The organism is Thermus thermamylovorans (assembly GCF_004307015.1).
Classification (GTDB): Bacteria; Deinococcota; Deinococci; order Deinococcales; family Thermaceae; genus Thermus; species Thermus thermamylovorans.
The window spans coordinates 73,627-94,533 of sequence record NZ_SIJL01000009.1 but is presented as its reverse complement, the minus strand read 5'-3'; the positions used below and the strand labels follow the sequence as shown (position 1 = coordinate 94,533).

Here is a 20,907-nt window from a genome sequence, read left to right as displayed (position 1 = left end):
CCCTTCCGCCAAGGGCCCTGGTTTTACTAGAGCCATGAAGTACCAACGGGTTCTCCTCAAGCTTTCCGGCGAGTTTCTGACGCAAAACGGCTTCGGAATTGAGCCCGAGGCCACCAAGGCCTTGGCTCGGGAGATCCGGGCCGCTTACGAGACGGGGGTGCAGCTGGCCATCGTCATCGGGGCAGGGAACCTCTGGCGGGGGGCCCGGCAGGGGGTAGGCATGGACCGGGCCACCGCCGACTACATCGGCATGCTGGCCACCGTCATGAACGCCCTGGCCCTGCAGGACGCCCTGGAATCCCTAGGCATCCCCACCCGGGTCCAGACCGCCCTCACCATCACCCAGGTGGCCGAGCCCTACATCCGCAGGCGGGCTCTGCGCCACCTGGAAAAGGGACGCATCGTCATCTTCGGCGGAGGCACGGGGAATCCCTTCTTCTCCACGGACACCGCCGCCGCCCTCCGCGCCCTGGAGGTGGGGGCCGAGGCCGTCCTCATGGCCAAGAACAAGGTGGACGGGGTTTACTCCGACGACCCCCGTAAGAACCCAAACGCGGTGCGCTTCGACGAGCTCACCTACCTGGAGGTGCTGAACCGCGGCCTCCAGGTCATGGACACCACCGCCATCACCCTGTGCATGGAGGCCGGGCTTCCCATCGTGGTCTTTGACATCTTCAAGCCGGGGGCCCTGGTGGGTATTATCCAGGGGGAAAAGGTGGGCACCCTGATCCACGCCTGAAGGAGGGAAGCATGACCCTGAAAGACCTCTACGCGGAAACCCGGGCCCACATGCAAAAGAGCCTGGAAGCCTTGGAGCACAACCTAGCGGGCCTGCGCACCGGGCGGGCCAACCCCGCCCTGCTCCTCCACCTGAAGGTGGAGTACTACGGCGCCCAGGTCCCCCTCTCCCAGATCGCCACCGTCACCGCCCCCGACGCCCGCACCCTGGTGGTGCAGTCCTGGGACCAAAGCGCCCTCAAGGCCATCGAGAAGGCCATCCGCGACTCTGACCTGGGGCTGAACCCAGCCAACCGGGGGGACGCCCTTTACATCAACATCCCCCCCCTCACCGAGGAAAGGCGCAAGGAGCTGGTGAAGACGGCCCGCCACATGGCCGAGGAGGGGCGCGTGGCTATCCGCAACCTCCGCCGCGAGGCCCTGGAAAAGCTCCGGAAACTCTCCAAGGAGCTACACCTCTCCGAGGATGACACCAAGCGGGCCGAGGGGGAGATCCAGAAGATCACCGACGAGTTCATCGCCAAGGCTGACGGGCTCTTGGAGAAAAAGGAGCAGGAGATCCTGGGCTAGTGCGCCCCACCCTGCGGCCATCCCTCGGAGGTGGGGGGTGAAGGAAGCCCGGGAGGACCTCCCCGCACGGGTGCTTTCCGCTCTGATAGGGGCGGCCCTCCTCCTTCTGGTGCTTTGGGCCGGCCTTCCCCTGGTCCTGCCCGCCCTGGTCCTGGTGCTTTGGCTGGGGAGCCTAGAGCTAAGAGGGATGTTCCTCCGCCGGGGCATCGGCCTCAACCTGCCCCTCCTCCTGGGAGGTGGGATCTTTCTCTTCTTCCTCTCCCTACCCCAGCTCCACTGGCACTTCCCCCAGGTCCCCTGGCGGGAGGTGGCCCTAGGCCTCTTTTTGATCGGGGGTTTCAGCTATGAGCTCCTCCGGGGAGCAGACCTCAGCCGCTTCGCCTTCACCCTCCTGGCCTTCCTCTACCTGCCCTGGACCCTGAGCTACGCCCTACCCCTGCGCCACCTGCCCGACGAGGGCCTGGGGATGTGGATCCTCTCCCTCCCCATCGTGGCCAGCTTCGCCACGGACATCGGAGCCTACTTCGTGGGGCGCGCCTTCGGCCGGCGGAAGCTCGCCCCCGAGATCTCCCCCGGCAAGACGGTAGAGGGCTCGGTGGGCGGCATACTGGTGAGCTTCCTAGCCCTGGTCCTCTACACGGGCCTGGTGCGGGAGGTCTTCCCCTTCGGCCTGCTGGAGCTTTGGCTCTTCAGCCTCCTCCTCTCCCTGGCGGCCCAGCTTGGGGACCTGGCGGAGTCCATGCTGAAGCGCTACTGTGGGGTCAAGGACTCCGGGCGCTTCCTGCCCGGGCATGGGGGTCTTCTGGACCGGATCGACAGCCTCCTCTTCACCCTTCCCCTCACCTACTTTCTGGTGGTGGTCTTCACATGAAGCGGGTGGTGGTCTTGGGCTCCACGGGTTCCATCGGCAGGCAGGCCCTCGAGGTCTGCCGCTGGCGGGGCTACCGGGTGGTGGGCCTGGCGGCGGGGCGGAACCTGGAGGAGCTTTCCCGGCAAATCCAGGAGTGGCGCCCTCTTCTGGTGGCGGCGGCGGAGGGCCTGCACCCTGAACTCAAGACCCGTTTCCCCTGGCTCAGGCTGGCCGAGGCGGAGGAGGTGGCGGCCCTGGAGGCGGAGGTGGCCGTGGCCGCCATCCCCGGGCTGGCGGGGCTTGCCCCCACGCGGGCGGCGGTCCGGACGGGGAAGCGGGTGGCCCTGGCCAACAAGGAGGCCATGGTGGCGGCAGGGCCCCTCCTCTGGCAGGAGGCGGAGGCCTCGGGGGCGGAGATCCTCCCCGTGGACTCCGAGCACGCCGCCCTCTTCCAGGCCCTCCTGGGGGAGAGGCGGGAGGACGTGGCCGAGCTCATCCTCACCGCCAGCGGAGGGCCTTTCCTGCGGGAGCCCCGGGACCTCTCCCGGGTGACCCCGGAGATGGCCCTCAACCACCCCCGCTGGCGGATGGGCCCCAAGGTGACGGTGGACTCCGCCACCCTCTTCAACAAGGGCCTCGAGGCCTTGGAGGCCAAGGAGCTCTTCCGCTTTCCCCTGGATCGGGTTAAAGTCCTCGTCCACCCCCAGGCCTACGTGCACGGCTTGGTGCGCTTCGTGGACGGGAGCCTGAAGGCCCAGCTGGGCCCCGCGGACATGCGCCTGCCCATCCAGTACGCCCTCACCTACCCCGAGCGGGGGGAAACCCCCCTCAAGGACCTCCCCCTCCCCGGCGTGCTGGAGTTCCTGGAACCGGACACCCAGCGCTTTCCCGCCCTGGAGGTGGCCTACGCGGCGGGCAGGCAGGGCGGGGTGGCCCAGGCGGCGGTCTCCGCCGCGGACGAGGTGGCGGTGGCGGCCTTCCTGGCAGGCCGCCTCCCCTTCCCCCGGATCCCGCAAGTGTTGGCCAGGGTCCTGGAAAAGACCCCAAGCCTTCCCCTAACATGGGATAACCTCTTCGCCGTGGACGCCTGGGCCCGGGAGGAGGCCAAGAGGTGGGCATGAGCCTTCTTTGGTTTTTGGTCATCATCGGCGTGAGCATCTTCGTCCACGAGCTGGGACACTACCTGGCGGCGAGGGCGCAAGGGGTCAGGGTCAAGGCCTTCAGCGTGGGCTTCGGCCCCATCCTCCTCAAGCGGCACGCCTGGGGCACGGAGTGGCGGCTTTCCGCCATCCCCTTAGGGGGGTACGCGGACATCGAGGGCCTCCTGCCCGAGGAGCGGGGCCGGGGGTACGACGCCCTGCCCTTCCTCGGCAAGCTCCTGGTCCTGGTGGCAGGGGTGGCGATGAACGTCCTCCTGGCCTGGGCCCTCCTGGGCTACCTCTTCAGCGCCCAGGGGGTGCCCCAGGCCACGGGGCGGGCGGTGATCCTGGAGGTCCTCCCGGAAAGCCCGGCGGAGCGGGCGGGCCTGCGGCCGGGGGACGTCCTCCTGGCCATCGGGGGCGAGCCCCTGCGGGAGGCCGCGGAGATCGGCCGCCTGCGGGAGGCGGGGGAGCACACGGTGCGGGTGCTCCGGCAAGGGGAGGAGGTGGTCCTGCGCTTCGCCTGGGCCGAGCCCCTGGAGCGCCTGGGGGTGGTCTACCAGCCTGAGGCGGAGTTCCAGCCCGTGGGCTTCCTGGAAGGGCTTTCCCTGGCGGTGGCCCGCACCCTGGCCTTCGGCCCCCAGCTGGTCCAGGCCCTGGTGGGGGGGCTCATCGGGGTCCTCTCGGGCAACCCGGACAGCGGGGTGGTGGGCCCGGTGGGCATCGTGGCGGAAACGGGGCGGGCAGCCCAGGAGGGGCTCTTCCGCCTCCTGGAGCTCACCGTGGCCATCAACCTCTCCCTGGCCCTCTTCAACCTCCTGCCCATCCCCGCCCTGGACGGGGGCCGCATCCTGCTCCTGGTCCTCTCCCGTCTCTTCCGCATCCGGCCCGAGCAGGAGGCCATGGTCCACTACCTGGGCTTCCTCTTCCTCATCTTCCTGGTCCTCCTGGTCACCTTCCAGGACATCCGGCGCCTTGTGGGAGGCTGATGACGGCCACCGTGCTCATCCCCGCCTTCAACGAGGAGGCCCACGTGGCCCAGGTGGTGCGGGTGGCCAAAGCGGCGGGCTTCCCCGTGGTGGTGGCGGACGACGGCTCCCAGGACCGCACCGCGGCCGAGGCGGAAAGGGCCGGGGCGGAGGTGGTGCGCCTGCCGGAAAACCGCGGCAAAGGAGGGGCCATCGCCGAGGGGCTCCGGCGGGTGGCCACCCCCTACGTCCTCCTCCTGGACGCCGACCTGCTCGGCCTTCACCCCGAACACCTGGAGGCCCTCCTCGCCCCCGTGCGGGAAGGGCGGGCGGAGATGACCGTGGGGGTCTTCCAGGGGGGGCGGCTCTCCACCGACCTGGCCATGCGCCTCACCCCCTTCCTCTCGGGCCAGCGGGCCCTGGGAACCGAGGCCCTGCGCCGGGTGCCGGGCCTGGAGGGGGCCCGCTACGACCTGGAGCTCCTCCTCACCCGCCACGCCCAGCGCCAGGGCTGGCGGGTGCGCTACCTGCCCCTGCCCGGGGTCAGCCAGGTGATGAAGGAGGAGAAGCGGGGCCTCCTGCCGGGCCTCCGCCACCGCCTGCGCATGTACTGGGAGATCGCCCGCTACTACCTGCGGGCCCAGGCCTGAACACCCCGTCGTGGCTTGCGCCACGACGGGGGCCCCAGAAAAGCCACCTCAGCCTTTGCCCATGGGGCAACCTTCGTGCGCGGGCGCTTAGGGCCGGCGGAGGAGCCCCACCCATACCCCCCCCGCCCGGTAGGCCACCACCCCCAGGCCCGGGACCAGGTAGAGCTCCTGGAGGTCGGTCCCCCCCCGCTCGGTGGTGTAGGCCACCCGCACCCGGAAGGCGTTGAAGGCCCCGGCCCCCACCCGCACCCCCTCCACCCCCTCCACCCGGGCGGAAAGGGCCACCCGCTGCCCCTGGAAGCGGGCGCTACCCCCCCAGGCCAGGCCCAGCTCCAGCCGGGCGGGGTAGAGGAGGAGGGGGGGCTCGAAGGGGAAGTAGCCCTCGGGCAGGCCCACGCCCAGGAGGTAGAGCCCCTCGGGGGCCTTTTTCAGACGGTCCTCGCGGAAGACCCTGCCCTCCCGCAGGTAGCGCAGGCGAAACCCCTCCTCCGTGGGCAGGAGCTCCTGGACCGTGCCATCGGAGTAGAGGTAGCGCCCCCCGGAGGAGGGGAAGACCTGGGCCAAGGCGAGGAGGGCCAGGGGCAGGAGGGCCGCCAGGCGCAGGGGACCGGGGACCATATGCCCCTTTCTACCGGGGCCCCCGCCCCGGCGCAAGCCGGGACGGCCCGCCTCCGGGCCATACCGCCCTTCGGGTTTGGGGAACCGGCGAAGGGCCCGGCGGAAAGGGGGATCACTCCACCTCCCCCAGCTCGTGCCCCCGCCGGGTGGCCGCCTCCACCGCCTCGTAGAAGGCGGCCCGCAGGGCGCGGGCCTCGAGGGCGTGGAGGCCGTGGATGGTGGTGCCCCCCGGGCTCGCCACCTCGTCCTTGACCTGGGCGGGGTGCCGGGCCTTCAGGAGCTCCCCCGTGGCCGCCAGGGCCTCCGCCGCCAGGCGCAGGGCCAGGACCCGGGGCATCCCCATCTTCACCCCCGCGTCCGCCAGGGCCTCCGCCACCAGGGCCAGGTAGGCGGGGGCGGAGGCGGACATGGCGGTGAAGGGATCGAAGAGGTGCTCGGGGATCTCGTACACGTCCCCCACGGTGGCGAAGAGGGCCCGGGCGAAGTCCAGGTCCCCCGCCTCCCGGGCCTCCTTTAAGGCGGTGAGGGCGGTGGAGCTCTCCCCGATGCTGGCCGCCACGTTGGGCATGGCCCGCACCACCCGCCTCGTGTCCAGCCTGCGGGCCAGGAGGGCGGTGGACACCCCGGCCATGATGGAAAGGTAGCCCACCCCAGGAAAGGCGATCTCCGGGGCCAGGTGGGGAAAGTCCCGGGGCTGCACGGCGAGGAGGACCCGCTCCGCCTGGGGGAGCTCCTCAAGGCTCAAGGGGCGGATGCCGAAGGCCTGGGCCAGCTCCTGGGCGCGCTCGGGGGTGCGCCCCACCACCCCCACCTCCCCAGGGCGCAGGAAGCCCCGGTCCAGGGCGCCTTTGAGGATGCTCCTTCCCATCTTGCCCAGGCCCAGGAAGGCGAGCTTCATGCCCTAGAGTCTACCCTCCGGAGGCGAAGGTAGTAGAACCCGTCCAGGCCCCCCTCGGGGGCCACGTACACCCCCAGGGCCTCCTTAAGCACCGGCAGGGGGCAGGGGAAGGGCTCGGGGCGGAACTCCGGGTGCCGCTCCAGAAAGGCCCGGGCCACCCCTTCCCCCTCCTCCTCGGTGAGGGTGCAGACCGCATAGACCAACACCCCTCCCTCCTCCGTGGCCTGGGCCGCGGTTTCCAAAAGCGCGAGCTGCAGCGCCGCCATGCGCCCGGGGTCCTCGGGGACGAGGCGGTAGCGGAGCTCGGGGTGGGCGCGGAAGGTGCCGGCGCCCGTGCAGGGGGCGTCCAGGAGGACTTTTTTGGCCCTCTCGGGGATGGGCTTCCTCAGGTCCTGGGTGCGGTAGTCCACCCGGAGGCCCAGCTTCCTGGCCGTCCTCCGCCCCGCCTCCTGCCGCTTGGGGTTCAGGTCGTAGGAGACCACCTCCGCTCCCCTGGCCGCCAGGTAGAAGGCCTTGAGCCCCGCCCCCCCGCAGAGGTCCAGGACCCTTTCCCCCGGCTCGGGCTCCAGGAGCTGGGCCGCGAGGAGGGAGGCCGGGTTCTGGGGCTGGAAGCCCAGGGCGGAGAAGTCGGCCTTGGGGCCCTCCCAGAGGTAGCTTTCCGGAAGGGGCCCCGGCCTCAGCCCCGCCACGGGGCGGTAGGCGGTGAGGAAGAGGGGGGCGGGCTCGTTGAAGCCCTCGGCGAAGGCCACCTGGCCGAAGAAGGCCCGCCAGGCCTCGCAGAGCCAGTCGGGAAGGGAAAGGCGCACGCACTCCGGGGCCTCCCGGGGAGCCAGGCGGCGGAGGACCGCGTTCACCAGACCCGCCAGGCGGGGGTGATGGCGCTTGGCCTCCTCCACCCAGGGGCTCACCCGGGCGTGGTCCGGCTTGCCGAGGAGCCACTCCAGGGCCCCCAGACGGAGGGCCCAGCGCACCTCCGGGGGAAGCCCCTCCGGGCGCCGCAGGAGGGGCTCCAGGAGGAAGTCCAGAAGCCTCAGGCGGCGCAGGGCCCCGTAGACCAGGTGGGTGGCGTAGGCCTTGTCCCGCTCCGGCCAGGAAAGCCGGTCCAGGGCCCGGTCCAAAAGGTGCTGCGCCCTGCCGCCCCGCTCCACCTCCAGGAGCACCCAGACGGCCAGGGCCCGGGGCGTTTCCGGCCTCAAGACTCCAGGGGGTGGGCCTTGATGCTGAACTTCAGGGCGGTCCGCTCCTCGTTCTCCAGGTCCAGCTTGACGAAGGCGGGCTTGACCACCAGGTCCAGGTTGTCGGGGGCGATGTAGCCCCGGGCGATGGCGATGGCCTTCACCGCCTGGTTCACCGCCTGGGGACCGATGGCCTGGACCTCCACCTCCCCCTTGGTGCGCAGAAGCGCCGCGATGGCACCGGCCACGGAGTTGGGGCGGGACTTGGAAGAGACGCGCAACGTTTCCACTCTGACCTCCCGAAGGCTCTTGGGCCACCCCGCTTGTGGGAAGGCACGGGCGGCTTCAGGCCCATGCTAGAGCAAAAGGGGCCCCCACGCAACTAGGCGGCCTGGACCCGCTCCTCCAGGCCCTTAAGGAGGCTTTCCACGTTCTCCTGCATGAGCCTTTGCACCAGCTTTTGCAAGAGCCCCCCGAAGATGGGGATGGTGAGCTCGTAGGCCAGGGTGAGGACCACCCGGGTGCCCTCCCCTTCCGGCAGGAAGACCCACTCCCCCTCGTAGCGGTCGAAGTCCCCCTCGGGGGAGAAGAAACGGTTCCTCAGACCCCGGTCGTCCCACTCCTCCTCTTCCAGCCAGCGCACCTTCTTGCCCATGGCCACCGCCACCCACTCGCTTCGCGTGCGGCTGCCCTCCTGCGAGAGAACCTTAAGGCTCTCCACCTCCTTCAGGTAGGGTTTGAGGCCCTCCAGGTCCTTGGCCAGGGCGTAGACCTTCTCCGGGGGAGCGGGGATGAAGCGCTCCGCGCGCACCTCGGGCATGGGCTCTTTTTACCCCCTTTCCTCCTCCTTGACAAGCCGATAGGCCTCGAGGGCCACCCCCAAGGAAAAGCCCCGGCCCTGGAGGAAGCGCACCGCCCTGGCCTGGTCCAAGCGGCGGGGGTAGCGACGGAGGACCTTCAGGGCCGCCTCCAAGCTCTCCCCCTCATGGGCGGCGAGAACCTCCTCCACCACCTCCCCCGGTACCCCCTGGGCCAAAAGGAGGTGGCGGAGCTTAAGGGGGCCGTACTTCCTCCGGCTTGCCACGAAGGCCTCGGCAAAGGCCCGGTCGTCCAAGTAGCCGAGTTCCTCCAGCCGGGCAAGGGCCGCCTCCACCTCCCCCCGGGGAAAACGGGCGAGGAGCTTCTCCCTAAGGCGCGCCCGGGACAGGGCCCGTTGGGCCAGAAGCCGCACGGCGTAGGCCAAGGCCTCGGAGTTTCCCACCCCTTTAGGGTACGCTATGGCCCATGCGGGTCCTGGCCATCGCCGACCCCCACCTCTCCCGCCTGCGCCCCAAGCCCATGACCGTCTTCGGGCCCGCCTGGCAGGGCCACCCCGAGGCCTTCTTCCGGGGCTGGCGGCAGGCGGTGGGGAGGGAGGACCTGGTGGTGGTGCCCGGGGACATCTCCTGGGCCATGCGCCTCCCCGAAGCCCTCCCCGACCTCCTGGACCTGGCCGCCCTTCCGGGGAAGAAGGTGCTCCTCAAGGGCAACCACGACTACTGGTGGCCCTCCATCCGCCGCCTTCGCGCCCTGCTCCCCGAAGGCATGTACGCCCTGCAAAACGATGCCCTGGTGGTGGACGGGGTAGGGGTGGCGGGCACCCGGGGCTGGCAGTACCCGCCCCCCACCCCGGAGGACGAGCGGGTCTTCGCCCGGGAGGTGGAGCGGCTGAGGCTCTCCCTGAAGGACCTTCAGGGCAAGCCCCACCGCCACCGGGTCCTGGCCTTCCACTTCCCTCCCTTCGGCCCGGACGGGGAGGCGGGCCCCCTTTTGGAGCTGGCCGCAGAGGCCGAGCCCGCGGCCATCGTCTACGGCCACCTGCACGGGGCCGATCCGGAAAGGCTCCCCAGGGAGTACCGGGGCATCCCCCTGCACCTGGTGGCCGCGGACGCCTTGGGCTTCCGGCCCAAGTTGATCCTGGAGGTGGACTGAGTACCCCGCGGCAACCTTCGCCGCGGTGGGGGCTCCGGAAAGAGGGCCCACGGATTCGCGGCGGCTTCGCCCAGGGGGAAGTTATCCTGGGCCTATGGGGTGGCGTCCCCAGGGGCACGGGGTGGAAGCCCTCTACCTCACCACCCCTTTGAGCCGCAGGGTGGGCTATGGGGTTTACGTCTACCGCTACCGGGGCCTGCTGGTAGACGCGGGTCCATCCAGGGCGCAGGGGTTCTCCCCAGGGGCGGAGGCCCTGGTCCTCACCCACGCCCACGAGGACCACGCGGGGGGGGCCCCCAGGCTGGGGATCCCCGTCTACGGGAGCCGGGCCACGGCGGCCCTCCTCCAGGCCCCGCCCCGCCTCCCCCTTTACCGCCGCCTGGTGTGGGGAGGGCTGGGGCCCACCCCGGTGCGGGCCGCGGAGCGGGTGGGCCCCCTTCACCTCCTCCCCACCCCGGGGCACGCCCCGGACCACGTGGCCCTCTACGACCCGGAGGAGGGCGTGGTCTTCAGCGGGGACCTCTTCCTCTCCGTGCGGGCGAACCTCGCCCCCCCGGGCTTTGACCTCACGGCCCTCCTCCAGAGCCTCGAGGCGGTGCTGGCCCTGAGGCCCAAAGCCCTCTTCTGCGCCCACGCGGGGCCGGTGGCCGAGCCGCACAGGGCCTTGGGGGCCAAGCGGGACTTCCTCCTCCGGGCCCGGGAGGAGGCGGGGAGGCTCCGGCGGCAGGGCTTGAGCCCCAAGGAGGTGCGGGACCGCCTCCTTGGGGGGGAAAGCCCCCTGGCCTACCTCTCCTTCGGGGAGATGAGCCGCCTGCGCTTCGTCCAGGCCCTCCTGGAGGAGGCCTAGGCGTGCCCCCACCCCTGGGCTTCCTCCTGGGCCTTCAGGCCGCCCTCCTCCTCCTGGGGGCCTCGGGGATGCTCCTCCTCCACTACCCCCTGGGGGAGGCCAGGCTCCCGCGGGACCTCCCCCTAGCCCTGGGCCTCCTCCTGGCCCTTTGGGGCCTAGAGGCCCTCTTCCGGAGGCTTTTCCCCGCCTCCTTCCGGGAAGCCGAGCGCCTCCACCGGGAGGCGGGGCGGGCCCTAAGGGCGGCCGGGGCGGGGCCCGGGTTCCTCCTCCTCCTCGCCCTCCTCTCCGGGGTGGCGGAGGAGGTCTTCTTCCGGGGCCTGCTGCAAAGCCTCCTGGTGGCCTGGCTCGGGCCTTGGGGGCTTTTCCTGCAGGCCTTCCTCTTCGCCCTCCTGCACCCAGCACCCCGCCCTGCCCTGGCCTATCCCCTCTACACCGGCCTGGCCGGCCTCCTCTTCGGCCTGGCCTACCTCCTCACGGGAAGCCTCCTGGCGGGTATCCTGGCCCACTTCCTCCACAACGCCCGAGGCTTTTGGGAGCTTTGGCGAGAAGCGGGTTAAGTTTAAGCCAATGGCCGGACTTTGCCAAGGGGCGGGCCCACACTCCCCGCCCCAAACCTGGTACAATAGGGATGAAGCTATCAAAACCGTCCGCCACGCGGTATGGAGGAGGGCATCCATGAACGAGCTGGAGCGCATACGTCGCCGCCAAGACCTCGAGGCCTATCGGGCCCTGAGCTGGGAGGGCCCCTTCGGGGAGTACCTCGCCTTGCTGAAGCGGGACCCCAGGCCCCTCAGGACCAGCTTCCAGCGGGTCCACGACATGATCCTCTCCCACGGGGTGGAGGAGTACACCCTGTTCCGGGAGAAGCTCCTCCACTATCGCTTCTTCGATGACCCCTTCGAGGGGGGCAAGGACGCGGTCTTCGGCCTGGACAAGCCCCTCATGCGCCTGGTGGCCACCCTGAAGGCCGCGGCCCACCGCCTGGGGCCGGAAAGGCGCATCCTCCTCCTCCACGGGCCCGTGGGCTCGGCCAAGAGCACCATCGCCCGCCTGCTGAAGAAGGGCCTGGAGGCCTACAGCCGCACGGAGGAGGGAAAACTTTTCACCTTCTACTGGAAGACCCCCGAAGGCCCCCTGCCCTGCCCCATGCACGAGGAGCCCCTGCACCTGCTGCCCAAGGAGATCCGGGAGGAGTTCCTGGCCGAGCTCAAGGCCCTCCACCCGGGCTACCCCTACCCCCTGGAGGTGGAGGGGGACCTCTGCCCCGTGTGCCGCTTCCAGATGCGGGAGGCCTTGGCCCGGCACGGGGGGGACCTGGCCGCCGTGCTGGAGAAGGAGATCGTGGTGCAGCGCCTGGTCCTCTCGGAAAAGGACCGCCTGGGCATCGGCACCTTCCAGCCCAAGGACGAGAAGAACCAGGACGCCACCGAGCTCACCGGGGACATCAACTACCGCAAGGTGGCCATCTACGGCTCCGACTCCGACCCCCGGGCCTTCAACTTCGACGGGGAGCTCAACATCGCCAACCGGGGCCTGGTGGAGTTCATCGAGATCCTCAAGCTGGACGTGGCCTTCCTCTACGACCTCCTCACCGCCAGCCAGGAGCACAAGATCAAGTCCAAGAAGTTCGCCCAGACGGACATCGACGAGATCATCCTGGGGCACAGCGTTTCCGGAGACACGCCAATCCTGTACCGCTACCAGGGCATCCCCGGCTGGACGACCGTCCAAGGCCTTTGGGAAAGGTTCGGCCACGACCCCACGGGACTCGAAGTGCTCGCGCACGACTTCTCGTCGGATAAGACGCGCTGGACCCCAGTGCGCTCGATCTTCCGGCACCGGTTTACGGGCGAGATGCTCACCACTTCCCAGAAGTGGGGCGTGGTGGAAACGACCCCCAACCACTCCCTCTACGACCGCAGCGGGCGGACTTTTTACCCGGAGGAGCGGCGCGAGATAGCAGCTGTGCGCCGAATCGACGCGGACCTCGTCTTGCAGGATGAAAAGGCCCTTGTGGACGTCGCGGAAGGTGTTGACGGCTTCATCCGGGAAGACATTCGCGCCCTGGCAGGCAGCGGACCCCTGACGCGCCCTGCCCGTCCCGGGTGGGCAAGGCTCGCCCTTCCACGGCACGCAACAGAGATCCGCGCGGTTTACCACCCGGTTCAGGACGAGAGCGCCCTCAAAGACCTCCTCACCGTCCTCATCTGGTACGCCACCGAGGGCCACGTGAACGGCAAAAACGGCGGCGTCGTGATCAGCCATGCGGACCGGAACGAGCTGGAACGGGTCCGCAGGGCTTACGCTCGCATCACAAGCGCACAAGGCTACATCGATGCCGGCGCCAAGACCGATTTGGCATGGCGGCTCTACCTTGGCTCGCAGGCCATCGCCGTACTGGCGCGCCATCACTGCGGCGAACGCGCCGCCTCGAAGAGGCTCCCGGACTTCCTCTTCCGGCTGCCGAGGCCGCTTCTCGAACACGCCTTTGACGAACTGCTGCGCACCGACGGCTCCCGTAAGCTCTCCGCAGAGCTCGACCGGACCGCATCCGCCGATTACCGTTCCCGCTTCTTTGAGTTCAAGACCATCTCGCCCATGCTGGCCGCCCAGGTCGGCACCCTGGCGACGCTGCTGGGTTACGACTACAGCGTCTACCGACAGGAGCGGCCCGGTCGGCTTCCGGCCTACCGGATCCGGTTTGTTTCGGGGGATGGCAAGCGCGGGGGACGCCACCGCCGCTTCCAGGCCCGAGTGCACACCAGGCAGGCCTTTGCGGAGTGGGTCTACGACATCGAATGCGAGGGCCTACACAACTTTGTCTGTGGCATCGGAAACGTTGTGTGCCACAACACCAACGAACCTGAATACCGCAAGCTCCAGGCCAACGAGTACATGGAGGCCCTCCGGGACCGCACCATCAAGATCGACGTCCCCTACATCCTGAGGGTCTCCGACGAGGTGAGGATCTACCAGCGGGACTTCGCCAAGGTGCGGGCCAAGCACATCGCCCCCCACACCCTGGAGATGGCCGCCACCTGGGCGGTGCTCACCCGGCTCGAGCCCCCCAAGCGGGCGGGGCTCACCTTGATGCAAAAGCTCAAGCTCTACGACGGGAAGCTCCTCCCGGGCTGGACGGAGGAGGCGGTGCGGGAGCTCATGGCCGAGGCCAGGCGGGAGGGCCTGGAGGGGATCAGCCCCCGCTACATCCAGGACAAGATCAGCAACGTCCTCGTCACCTCCGAGGAGCCCTGCGTCAACCCCTTCATGGTGATGAACGAGCTGGAGGAGGGCCTCAAACACCACTCCCTCATCTCCGACGAGAAGACCAAGGAGCGCTACCGGGCCCTCCTCCAGGAGGTGAAGGCCGAGTACGCGGAGATCGTAAAAAACGAGGTGCAGCGGGCCATCGCCGCCGACGAGGAGGCCTTAAACCGCCTCTTCCACAACTACATCGACCACGTGAAGGCCTACGTCCTGGGGGAGAAGGTGAAAAACCCCTACACCGGGAGCCCCGAGCCCCCCAACGAGCGCCTCATGCGCTCCGTGGAGGAGCGCATCGAGATCCCCGAGTCCCGCAAGGACGACTTCCGCCGGGAGATCATGAACTACATCGGGGCCCTGGCCCTGGAGGGGAGGCAGTTCACCTACAAGGACAACGAAAGGCTGCGCCGGGCCCTGGAGCTCAAGCTCTTCGAGGACCAGAAGGACACCATCCGGCTTTCCGCCCTGGTCTCGGGGGTGGTGGACCCGGAAACCCAGGCCAAGATCGACGTGGTCAAGGCCCGCCTCATCCGCGACCACGGCTACTGCGAGCACTGCGCCGCCGGGGTCTTGGAGTTCGCCGCCTCCCTCTTCGCCCGGAGCGAGCGATGAGGCCCATCGAGCGCGACCTCCTGCGCTTCAAGGAGATCGTCCGAGGCGAGGTGAGGAAGCGGGTGCGGGAGTTCCTGACCCGGGAGGAGCTCTTTGGGCAGATGGAAGGCCGCCTGGTCTCCATCCCCCTCCCCCAGCTGGAGCTCCCCAAGATCGTCTACGGGGAGCCCTGGGGGGAGGGCCTGGGCCTGGGGGGAGCGGGGTCCGAGGGCCTGGGACCGGGGGGCCACGTGCCCGTGGCCGAGCTGGAGCTGGAGGAGTTCTTGGACCTCGTGGGGGAGGCCCTGCGGCTTCCCCGGCTAAGGCCCAAGGGGGAGGGGGAGGTGACGGAGGAGGCCTTCCGCCACACCACCATCGCCCGGAAAGGCCCCAGGGGCCTGCGCCACGTGCGCCGCACCCTGAAGGAAAGCCTGAAGCGCTCCCTGCTCACGGGGGAGTACCGGCCCGAAGACCCCCTCCTGGTCCCCGAGCGGGAGGACCTCCGCTACAAGGCCCCGAGGAGCAGGCCCCGCCCCCACGCCCAGGCGGTGGTCCTCTTTGCCCTGGACGTTTCCGGCAGCATGCGGGAGGAGGAGCTCAGGTTGGTCAAGACCCTCTCCTTCTGGATCACCCTCTGGATCCGGCGCCACTTCCCCCGGCTGGAACGGCGCTACCTCCTCCACGACGCCGAGGCCTGGGAGGTGAGCGAGGAGGAGTTCTTCCGGGCCCGGGAGGGCGGGGGGACAAGGCTTTCCAGCGCCCTCCTCCTGGCGGAGGAGATCCTTAAGGGCTACCCCGAGGCCTTCTACAACCGCTACCTCTACCACTTCTCCGACGGGGAGAACTGGCAGGGGGACACCCCCTTGGCCCTGGAGGCCCTGAGGCGCCTCCTCCCGGGCCTGGCCCTTTACGGCTACGCCCAGGTGCAGGGACCCTACGGCCAGGGGAGGTTCCTGGAGGAGGTACAGGAGGAATTGGGAAGGCAGGAGGGTCTGGCCACCGCCGAGGTGCGGGGCAAGGAGGACCTGCCGCTGGCCCTGAGGCGGCTTCTGGGAGGCTAGGCCGTGCGGGAGGAACTGCGGTCCTGGGCGGAAAAACTTAGGGAGCGGGCGCTGGCGGCAGGGCTTTCCTTCCCCCCCGTGCTCTTCGAGGAGGTAGGCCCGGAGGAGATGGCCATGCTGGCCGCCTACGGGGGCTTTCCCCATCGCTATCCCCACTGGCGGTGGGGCAGCGAGTACCTGCGCTACCGGGAAACCTACCGCTACGGCCTAGGGCGCATCTACGAGCTGGTGGTGAACACCCACCCCGTGCACGCCTACCTCCTGCGGGGCAACACCCTCCTGGCCCAGAAGCTGGTCATGGCCCACGTCTACGCCCACGCGGACTTCTTCCAGAACAACCTGGCCTTCCGGCCCATCCCCAAGGACATGCTGGACGAGATGGGCCACCACGCCGCCTACGTGAAAAAGGCCATGGAGCGGCACGGGGCCAGGAGCGTGGAGGAGTTCTTGGACATGGCCCTCTCCCTGGAGAACCTCATCGACCCCCACGCCCCCTACATCCAAAGACCCCAGGAGGCAGAAGAGGAGGAAAGGCCCCGGGAACGCCTCCGGGTGCGCCCTTACCTGGACCCTTACGTGAACCCGCCCCCCGAGCCCCCCAAGGAGGCGGAGGAGGGAGCGAGGCCCAGGCCCCTCCCCCCTAAGCCCACCCGGGACGTCCTGGGCTTTTTGGCCCAGCACGCCCCCCTGGCCCCCTGGCAGAAGGGGATCTTGGAGATCGTCCGGGAGGAAAGCCTCTACTACGTGCCCCAGGCGGCCACCAAGATCCTCAACGAGGGCTGGGCCACCTACTGGCACACCCGGCTCCTCCTCCCCCTCCTCTCCCCGGAGGAGGCGGTGGAGTTCGCCGAGCTGCAGGCGGGGCTCCTCGCCTCCCCGGGCCTCAACCCCTACCGGCTGGGCTACCTCCTCCTCAAGGAGGTGGAAGAGCGCTGGGACAAGGGGCGGTTCGGCCCTGAGTACGAGGCCCTGCCCCTGGGGGAAAAGCTGCGCTACGAGAGGCCCGTGGGCGAGGGCCTGAAGAAGCTCTTCCAGGTGCGCATCGTTCACACCGACCTCTCCTTCCTGGAGGAGTTCTTAACCCCAGAGTTCGCCCTGAGGCGGAATCTGGTGGCCCCCGAGGAGCTTCCCCGCTTCGCCGAGGCCAAGCGGACCCTCCTCTTCCGCCTGACCAACGCGGGCTACCCCATCGTGGAGCTTCGGGACGCCAACTACGCCAACCGGGGGGAGCTCTTCCTGGAGCACGCCTACGAGGGGATGGAGCTGGACCTGAAGAAGGCCAAGGCGGTGCTGGAGAACCTGCACCGCCTCTGGGGGCGTCCCGTCCACCTGAAGACGGTGGTGGGGGGCAAGGAGGCCCTGCTCTCCGCCGGGGCCTAGCGCAGGACCCGCAGGTACCCGAGGAGCACCGCCTCCGAGATCTCCCCCAGGTGCCGGGCCACGAGCCGCCCCTCCCGGTCGAAGAAGAGGGTGGTGGGCAGCCCCTGGAGGCCCAGGGCCTGGGAGAGGCGGGTCTCGGGGTCCAGGAGGACCCAGGGGGCCTCGAGGCCCGCCTCCTCCAGGTAGCGGCGCACCACCAGGGGGCCCTCCCCCTGGCTCACGAAGAGGAAGTGGACCTCGGGGTGCTCCCGGTCCAGGCGCATCATCATGGGCAGCTCCCGGCGGCAGGGAGGGCACCAGGTGGCCCAGGCGTTGAGAACCACGGGCTTTCCCTGGAAGTCCCGCAGGTTCACCGCCTGCCCCTCGAGGGTGGTGAGGGGTAGGGCGGGGAGGCGCACCTCCTCCCCTCCCCCGGTGCGGGTGAGGAGGAGACCGGCCACGAGGCCCGCCGCCAGGGCGGAGAAGAAGGCGTAGCGCCAGAGGTGCTTGGGCAGGGTCATGAGCGTGTACCCTCCTCCTGCCAGGATACCCCATAGGGGGTGGAACCCCCCCTGCCACACGTAGAGGGCCGAGAGGGGGTCTCGGGCGTAAATGGGCCAGTGTTCCAGCACAAACCCCAGCCTGCCCCCCACGAGGCCCACCAGGATGGCGTTGTAGGCCCAGAGGGCGAGCCTGCGGTCCACCCTGCGGGCCAGGACCTCGGCGGCCAGGACCAAGGCCAGGAGGGCCAGGAAAGCCTGGGCCCGGGCCCAGGGGACGACCAGGGGGCCAAGCTGGAGGCCGTCCATCAGCGCACCAAGGGGTACCCCACCCCCTCGATGGCCAGCACCCCGCCCTGCACGTGGTACAGGTTGGTGTAGCCCCTGCGGGCCAGGTACTCCACCGCCTGGCGGCTGCGGTTGCCGCTGCGGCAGTAGACGTAGACGGGGCGGTCCTTGGGGAGGCGGTCGGCCCAGGTGGCGATGCCCTCCAAGGGGTAGTTCACCGCCCCGGGCACGTGGCCCGCGAAGAACTCCTGGGGGGTGCGCACGTCCACGATGAGGGCCTCCGAGCCCACCGCCCGGTAGAGCTCCTCCGGGCCCACGTCCCGGTAGCCGCCCTTGGGCCCGCAGGCGGCGAGGAGCCCTAAGGTCAGGAGGGCCAGTAGGGCCAGGCGGGCCACGGCTAGGCCTTGACCCCCACCGCCTTGCGGATGGCCTGGAGGAACTGGGAGAGGGGCTGGGCCCCCAGGATCCGCTCCTTGCCCCCGTTCACGACGGTGTCTGGCACCCCGTGGATGCCGTAGCGGCTGGAGAGCTCGGGGAACTCGTTGGCCTCCACCATCTCCCCAAAGACCTTGGGGGAGGCGTAGGCCAGGCGGTGGGCGGTGCGCACCGCCTGGGGGCAGTAGGGGCAGGTGGGGGTGACGAAAACCTGGAGGACCACCTCCTCGGGAAGGCTGTTGAGTTCCTGCACCACCCCCTCGGGGAGGCCGTGGCCCTCCTTGCCCAGCATCTCCAGGTCCTCCAGGAGGCTTGCGAACTCGTACCCCGCGGGGATCCCCCGGTAGCGGAGGTTGATGGCCTCCGAGCCCTTCTCCCGCAGGATCAGGGTGGGGGCCGCCTCCACCCGGTACTCCCTGGCCCTCTCCCGCCCCTCGGGGGTGGCCAGGTCGTGGACCACCAGGTGAAGCCTGTCGGAAAGGGCGGAAACCTCCTCCAAAAGCTGCTTGGTCTCCTTGCAGTACAGGCAGGGCTCCTTGCCCGGGGCGATGAGGGTGGAGGTGTCGGTGAAGAGGACCAGCTCCACGTCCCGCTCCAGGCGGGCAAGCCGCTCGCGCACGATCTCCTGCTCCTTCGGTCCCAGTAGCGCCATTCCTTCCTCCTGGATACCCCCGTAGGGGTACATCCTTCAACGACTATAGCAGATCCTCCCCCTTGCGCATAGAGCAAGGCTTCACTATCTCCCGGGCGGTTGACAAATGTACCCCCGTAGGGTATCCTGGCAGCGTGAGGGACATCCGTCCCATCCTGGAGGTGAAGCCATGATCTTCCGGCAGATCTACGAGGACGGGCTGGCCCAGATGAGCTACCTCCTGGGCTGCGCCGCCACCGGGGAGGCCCTGGTGGTGGACCCCAAGCGGGAAGTGGACACCTACCTGGAGCTGGCCGAATCCCTGGGCCTCCGGATCGCCGCCGTGGCCGAGACCCACATCCACGCGGACTACCTCTCGGGGGCGAGGGAGCTGGCCCGGGCCACGGGGGCCACCCTCTACCTCTCCGACGAGGGGGACGAGCACTGGAAGTACCGGGGCCTGGAGGGCTTCCCCCACGTCCTCCTCGAGGACGGGGACGAGTTTAGGGTGGGGAACATCCGGGTCAAGGCGGTGCACACCCCCGGCCACACCCCCGAGCACCTCTCCTTCCTGGTGGCCGACGGGGCGGTGGCCGACGAGCCCCTCCTCTTCCTCACCGGGGACTTCGTCTTCGTGGGGGACGTGGGCCGCCCGGACCTCCTGGAGGAGGCCGCGGGGATCAGGGGCACGGCGGTGCCCGGGGCCCGGCGCATGTTCCAAAGCCTCAAGGAGAAGTTCCTCACCCTTCCCGACCACGTCCAGGTCTGGCCCGGCCACGGGGCGGGAAGCGCCTGCGGCAAGGCCCTGGGAGCCCTCCCCGCCACCACCGTGGGCTACGAGCGCCGCCACGCCTGGTGGGCGGAGTACCTGGAGCGGGACGACGAGGAAGGGTTTGTGCGGGCCCTCCTCCAGGGCCAGCCCGAGGCCCCCACCTACTTCAAGGAGATGAAGCGGCTGAACCGGGACGGCATGCCCCTCCTGGGGGGTATCCCCCACCCGGGCCGCCTCACCAAGGCCCAGTTCGACCGGTACCTGCGGGAGGGGGCCATCCTGGTGGACACCCGGGACAAGTTCGCCTTCGCCGGGGGCCACCTGCCGGGGAGCATCAACATCCCCGCGGGCAAGAACTTCGCCACCTGGGCGGGGTGGCTCCTCCCCTACGACCGGCCCCTCGTCCTCCTGGCCCACCCCGCGGAGGTGGAGGGCCTCTCCCGGGCCCTGATCCGCATCGGCCTGGACGAGGTGGTGGGGTACATCCCGGGCCTCCAGGGGTACGCGGAGGGGGAGCTGGAGACCGTCCCCCAGATCACCGCCCGGGAGGCCAAGGCCCTCTGGGAACGGGGGGAGGCCGTGGTCCTGGACGTGCGGGGCCGGGACGAATACCTGGCGGGGCACATCCCCGGGGCCCTGAACATCCACGCCGGGCGGGTGCTGGCCCACCTGAACAGGCTTCCCAAGGACAAGCCCCTGATCGTCCACTGCGTGGGCGGGGACCGGTCCAGCACCGCCATCAGCGCCCTCCTGGCCCACGGCTTCCGGAACGCCCTGAACCTCACGGGGGGGATCCGGGCCTGGGGGCAGGAGGGCTTCCCCGTGGCCAAGGGGGAGGAGCTGGTCAGCGCCTAGGCCCGAGGGGCGGGGCCCCCGGTCCCGCCCCCAGCAGGAGGCACCCGTGTACGAGACCCAGGTGAAGGACCTCACGCCCGAAGAGGCCAAGAGGCTTTACGACCAGGGGGCGGCCTTCGTGGACGTGCGGGAGGTGGAGGAGTACGCCCAGGCCCGGATCCCGCAGGCCCAGCTCATCCCCCTCTCCGAGTTCGCCGCCCGCTACGGGGAGATCCCCAAAGACCGGCCCGTGGTCCTCTACTGCCGCACAGGGAACCGCTCCTGGCAGGCGGCGGCCTGGCTTGCCGCCCAGGGCTACGGGAACGTCTACAACCTGGACGGGGGGATCGTCCGCTGGTACCGCTCGGGCCTCCCCGTGGACACCGCCCCGGTGGAGGCAGGCTACGGGGCCGCCCCCTTCCAGGAGGTGGGGCCCCTCGAGGCGAGGCGGCTCCTGGAGGAAGCCTTCGTGGTGGACGTGCGGGAGCCCTGGGAGTACGGGGAGGGGCACGTGCCCGGGGCGGTGAACATTCCCCTTTCCACCCTGCCCGCCCGCCTCGCGGAGCTCCCCAAGGACCGGCCCATCCTCCTGGTGTGCAACTCGGGGAACCGCTCCGGGGTGGCCGCGGACTTCCTGGTGAGCCAGGGCTTCCCCGGGGAGCGGGTCTACAACCTGGAGGGGGGCACCTACGCCTGGCTGGGGGCGGGGCTTCCCGTGGAGCGGTGACGCCCCAAGCCGCGGGCGGGA

At 69.8% G+C, this 20,907-nt stretch carries 23 protein-coding genes; 14 read left to right on the top strand and 9 right to left on the bottom strand.

From position 1 onward, the window contains the following. Positions 1 to 34: 34 nt before the first annotated feature. The 6 genes from pyrH to ETP66_RS08145 are packed head-to-tail and all read left to right on the top strand — an operon-like array spanning position 35 to position 4,915. Positions 35 to 739 carry a UMP kinase gene (gene pyrH / locus ETP66_RS08170; protein WP_130842144.1) on the top strand — a complete coding sequence of 235 codons (705 nt, stop codon included), beginning with the start codon at positions 35 to 37 and terminating at the stop codon, positions 737 to 739. Positions 740 to 750: 11 nt separating this feature from the next. Next, positions 751 to 1,308, top strand: coding sequence for a ribosome recycling factor (frr, locus tag ETP66_RS08165; RefSeq protein ID WP_130842143.1), 558 nt, complete (start codon positions 751 to 753; stop codon positions 1,306 to 1,308). Positions 1,309 to 1,345: 37 nt separating this feature from the next. Continuing rightward, positions 1,346 to 2,179 (top strand): phosphatidate cytidylyltransferase, encoded by an 834-nt coding sequence (locus ETP66_RS08160; RefSeq protein WP_236630160.1) that lies wholly within the window; start codon positions 1,346 to 1,348, stop codon positions 2,177 to 2,179. Continuing rightward, positions 2,176 to 3,279 carry a 1-deoxy-D-xylulose-5-phosphate reductoisomerase gene (gene dxr / locus ETP66_RS08155; protein WP_130842141.1) on the top strand — a complete coding sequence of 368 codons (1,104 nt, stop codon included), beginning with the start codon at positions 2,176 to 2,178 and terminating at the stop codon, positions 3,277 to 3,279. Before ETP66_RS08160 ends, dxr begins: the two co-directional genes overlap by 4 nt. Beyond that, positions 3,276 to 4,286 (top strand): M50 family metallopeptidase, encoded by a 1,011-nt coding sequence (locus ETP66_RS08150; RefSeq protein WP_130842140.1) that lies wholly within the window; start codon positions 3,276 to 3,278, stop codon positions 4,284 to 4,286. The genes dxr and ETP66_RS08150 overlap by 4 nt, the downstream gene beginning before the upstream one ends. Next, positions 4,286 to 4,915: a glycosyltransferase family 2 protein gene (locus tag ETP66_RS08145; protein ID WP_130842139.1), complete on the top strand. Its 630-nt coding sequence runs from the start codon at positions 4,286 to 4,288 to the stop codon at positions 4,913 to 4,915. Before ETP66_RS08150 ends, ETP66_RS08145 begins: the two co-directional genes overlap by 1 nt. Before the next feature lie 87 nt (positions 4,916 to 5,002). On the opposite strand, the gene ETP66_RS08140 is transcribed toward ETP66_RS08145, so the two are convergent. From ETP66_RS08140 to ETP66_RS08115, 6 genes are all read right to left on the bottom strand, one after another. Further along, complete coding sequence (locus ETP66_RS08140; protein WP_130842138.1) at positions 5,003 to 5,533, bottom strand: hypothetical protein; 531 nt, start codon at positions 5,531 to 5,533, stop codon at positions 5,003 to 5,005. A 112-nt stretch (positions 5,534 to 5,645) separates the two neighbouring features. Beyond that, positions 5,646 to 6,431: a pyrroline-5-carboxylate reductase gene (gene proC, locus ETP66_RS08135; RefSeq protein WP_130842137.1), complete on the bottom strand. Its 786-nt coding sequence runs from the start codon at positions 6,429 to 6,431 to the stop codon at positions 5,646 to 5,648. After that, positions 6,428 to 7,627 carry an RsmB/NOP family class I SAM-dependent RNA methyltransferase gene (locus ETP66_RS08130; RefSeq protein ID WP_130842136.1) on the bottom strand — a complete coding sequence of 400 codons (1,200 nt, stop codon included), beginning with the start codon at positions 7,625 to 7,627 and terminating at the stop codon, positions 6,428 to 6,430. Before ETP66_RS08130 ends, proC begins: the two co-directional genes overlap by 4 nt. Then, positions 7,624 to 7,896, bottom strand: coding sequence for a stage V sporulation protein S (locus ETP66_RS08125; RefSeq protein ID WP_014515944.1), 273 nt, complete (start codon positions 7,894 to 7,896; stop codon positions 7,624 to 7,626). Before ETP66_RS08125 ends, ETP66_RS08130 begins: the two co-directional genes overlap by 4 nt. A gap of 92 nt (positions 7,897 to 7,988) precedes the next feature. Further along, positions 7,989 to 8,426, bottom strand: a complete 438-nt coding sequence (locus tag ETP66_RS08120) for a type II toxin-antitoxin system RatA family toxin (protein ID WP_130842135.1) — start codon at positions 8,424 to 8,426, stop codon at positions 7,989 to 7,991. Positions 8,427 to 8,435: 9 nt separating this feature from the next. After that, the gene (locus ETP66_RS08115) at positions 8,436 to 8,867 is read right to left on the bottom strand and encodes a regulatory protein RecX (protein ID WP_130842134.1); all 432 of its coding nucleotides are present in this window, start codon (positions 8,865 to 8,867) and stop codon (positions 8,436 to 8,438) included. A 23-nt stretch (positions 8,868 to 8,890) separates the two neighbouring features. Here ETP66_RS08115 and ETP66_RS08110 point away from each other — a divergent pair, with 23 nt between their 5' ends. From ETP66_RS08110 to ETP66_RS08085, 6 genes are all read left to right on the top strand, one after another. Next, complete coding sequence (locus tag ETP66_RS08110) at positions 8,891 to 9,577, top strand: metallophosphoesterase (RefSeq protein ID WP_130842133.1); 687 nt, start codon at positions 8,891 to 8,893, stop codon at positions 9,575 to 9,577. 94 nt (positions 9,578 to 9,671) lie between these two features. Continuing rightward, on the top strand, positions 9,672 to 10,424 hold the full coding sequence (locus tag ETP66_RS08105) for an MBL fold metallo-hydrolase (protein WP_130842132.1): 753 nt from the start codon (positions 9,672 to 9,674) through the stop codon (positions 10,422 to 10,424). Between the two features lie 2 nt (positions 10,425 to 10,426). Further along, positions 10,427 to 10,981, top strand: coding sequence for a CPBP family intramembrane glutamic endopeptidase (locus ETP66_RS08100; RefSeq protein WP_236630158.1), 555 nt, complete (start codon positions 10,427 to 10,429; stop codon positions 10,979 to 10,981). A 118-nt stretch (positions 10,982 to 11,099) separates the two neighbouring features. After that, entirely contained in the window at positions 11,100 to 14,300 is a 3,201-nt protein-coding gene (locus ETP66_RS08095; RefSeq protein WP_130842131.1) for a serine/threonine protein kinase, read from the top strand. Next, positions 14,297 to 15,340, top strand: a complete 1,044-nt coding sequence (locus ETP66_RS08090) for a DUF444 family protein (RefSeq protein WP_130842130.1) — start codon at positions 14,297 to 14,299, stop codon at positions 15,338 to 15,340. Before ETP66_RS08095 ends, ETP66_RS08090 begins: the two co-directional genes overlap by 4 nt. A gap of 3 nt (positions 15,341 to 15,343) precedes the next feature. After that, a complete protein-coding gene (locus tag ETP66_RS08085) occupies positions 15,344 to 16,720 on the top strand; it encodes a SpoVR family protein (RefSeq protein WP_130842129.1) in 1,377 nt (458 codons plus the stop codon). Here ETP66_RS08085 and ETP66_RS08080 read toward each other — a convergent pair. The 3 genes from ETP66_RS08080 to pdo are packed head-to-tail and all read right to left on the bottom strand — an operon-like array spanning position 16,717 to position 18,574. Then, the gene (locus ETP66_RS08080; RefSeq protein ID WP_130842128.1) at positions 16,717 to 17,508 is read right to left on the bottom strand and encodes a TlpA disulfide reductase family protein; all 792 of its coding nucleotides are present in this window, start codon (positions 17,506 to 17,508) and stop codon (positions 16,717 to 16,719) included. The genes ETP66_RS08085 and ETP66_RS08080 overlap by 4 nt on opposite strands. Then, positions 17,508 to 17,882 carry a rhodanese-like domain-containing protein gene (locus ETP66_RS08075; protein ID WP_130842127.1) on the bottom strand — a complete coding sequence of 125 codons (375 nt, stop codon included), beginning with the start codon at positions 17,880 to 17,882 and terminating at the stop codon, positions 17,508 to 17,510. Before ETP66_RS08075 ends, ETP66_RS08080 begins: the two co-directional genes overlap by 1 nt. A gap of 2 nt (positions 17,883 to 17,884) precedes the next feature. Further along, positions 17,885 to 18,574, bottom strand: coding sequence for a protein disulfide oxidoreductase (pdo, locus tag ETP66_RS08070; protein ID WP_130842126.1), 690 nt, complete (start codon positions 18,572 to 18,574; stop codon positions 17,885 to 17,887). Between the two features lie 169 nt (positions 18,575 to 18,743). Here pdo and ETP66_RS08065 point away from each other — a divergent pair, with 169 nt between their 5' ends. Both ETP66_RS08065 and ETP66_RS08060 read left to right on the top strand, forming a co-directional pair. Further along, positions 18,744 to 20,180, top strand: a complete 1,437-nt coding sequence (locus ETP66_RS08065) for an MBL fold metallo-hydrolase (protein ID WP_130842125.1) — start codon at positions 18,744 to 18,746, stop codon at positions 20,178 to 20,180. A 46-nt stretch (positions 20,181 to 20,226) separates the two neighbouring features. After that, positions 20,227 to 20,886, top strand: a complete 660-nt coding sequence (locus ETP66_RS08060) for a rhodanese-like domain-containing protein (RefSeq protein ID WP_130842124.1) — start codon at positions 20,227 to 20,229, stop codon at positions 20,884 to 20,886. Positions 20,887 to 20,907: the final 21 nt, after the last annotated feature.